Source organism: Catenibacterium sp. co_0103 (assembly GCF_004168205.1).
Taxonomy (GTDB): domain Bacteria; phylum Bacillota_I; class Bacilli_A; order Erysipelotrichales; family Coprobacillaceae; genus Catenibacterium; species Catenibacterium mitsuoka_A.
Genome location: NZ_RCYB01000190.1, coordinates 1 through 1,616 on the forward strand (window position 1 = coordinate 1; position 1,616 = coordinate 1,616).

Genomic DNA, 1,616 nt, shown 5'->3' on the forward strand with positions numbered 1-1,616 from the left:
ATTTTTTCTAAATTATTCAAACTTGTTTTTAAGTTTGTCTTTTTTTATACGTTTTGATTGATTTTTGTTTCACACTTAACTCCTTTATTTTGTAATAATATCAGTAATACCTGGATTCATAGATAATTCTATTCTTTGTACATGAGGATGACTGCGATATCTTTTTCTCACCATCTGACCTAAAGTCTGTCCTTGATTATATCCATGGATGATTCTTAAAGTCAATGCATCAGGTTTCTTTAAAGCTGCATCGATCATCTTACGTGCTTCCTGTTGAGTATAGCCATGTATATCTATTTCTTTGATATATTGCATAAACTTCTCCTTGTGATGTCTTTTAAATGATTGATTTCTTCTTGAGTGAGAGTTCTATATGTACCACTTGGAAGATCACCTAACGAGATATCTCCATACATAATGCGATGAAGTGATGTAATCTTATTATTAAGAGAAAGGAACATCTTCTTTATTTCATGATAACGTCCTTCTTCTAAAGTGATGATACCTTCATATTCACTTGTCATTTCTACTATTGCAGGTAAACATTTAACATCTCCATCAATAGTAATACCTTCTTTAAATGGTGTTATATCCTTTAAAGAACTTAAACAAGTAAAGGCATAAGTTCTAGGTATATGAAATTCAGGAAGAGTGAGTCTTTTTCTTAATTTCAAATCATTAGTTAAAATGACTAGACCCGTTGTATCACGGTCTAATCTTCCTACGTAATGAAGGTTATCATCTGGAAGTAAAGTGATCAGACAGGGATCATGAGGATCCTTATTGGCACATACATATCCTGATGGTTTATGAATGATATAGTATTTCAAGGGATGAGAATCAAGAATCTTAGATTCATAAATAACTGTTTCATCAGTTATGTCCATATCTTCATCTACTATTTCATTGTTGACTTGTATCAGTCCCTTTTTAATGGCCTTCTTTGCCTGTTTCTTACTTCCACATTTATTTAATACAAATATGTCTATCAGTCTCATTAATGAGTATTCCTTCCACGAGAACAGTCATTAGAACGATTATCAGTACTATTGACTATTATCACCTTGACTTTATCTCCTCTTTTATATGAAGGATCTTGTTCTAAAATATCACGTAAAGCTGTTAATCTCTTATTGCCATCTACACATAAATAGCCACAACCTGTTTCTTTTACCTTAATAGGAAAAGAGAAACCTATTCTAATAATAGAATGATAGAGATGATCTGTATATTCTGATGGAATAAAGTGAATGTCACTTAATGGTAGTTCTTTAATACGCATAAAATATGCCTGCCACTCAAAATGTGATTAAATATACTCACATCGAGATAATGTAAGTTCTCACGAACATTACTTACTATGTCATCGTGTATGCTTTTGATTGACCGAAATCATATCTACTCACAAGTTCAAGTACACTCCATAGTCGTAAATTCCCGAAATAGCCTTCGGTACATACCTACGTTTGCGTTCATCTATGCAACTTCGTAAGTTGTGGCATCTCTCAGATTAAGTGCAGCATTGAAATCTCTGTCTTTGATATATCCACAGTCACATCTGAAAATTCTATCTGAAAGCTTTAAATCTTTCTTGATACTTTTACAGCAATGACATG

At 32.4% G+C, this 1,616-nt stretch carries 4 protein-coding genes; all 4 read right to left on the minus strand.

Translation table 11 applies throughout. The features are described 5' to 3' along the window. Nucleotides 1-84 precede the first annotated feature (84 nt). Nucleotides 85-315: a Smr/MutS family protein gene (locus EAI80_RS13045; RefSeq protein ID WP_006506537.1), complete on the minus strand. Its 231-nt coding sequence runs from the start codon at nt 313-315 to the stop codon at nt 85-87. Beyond that, entirely contained in the window at nt 294-998 is a 705-nt protein-coding gene (locus EAI80_RS13050) for a pseudouridine synthase (protein WP_129982377.1), read from the minus strand. The genes EAI80_RS13045 and EAI80_RS13050 overlap by 22 nt, the downstream gene beginning before the upstream one ends. Next, nucleotides 998-1,282, minus strand: coding sequence for a hypothetical protein (locus EAI80_RS13055; protein WP_022425616.1), 285 nt, complete (start codon nt 1,280-1,282; stop codon nt 998-1,000). Before EAI80_RS13055 ends, EAI80_RS13050 begins: the two co-directional genes overlap by 1 nt. 194 nt (nt 1,283-1,476) lie before the next feature. Then, the coding region (locus EAI80_RS13990; protein WP_153188266.1) for a zinc ribbon domain-containing protein at nt 1,477-1,616 on the minus strand (140 nt) is incomplete at its 5' end.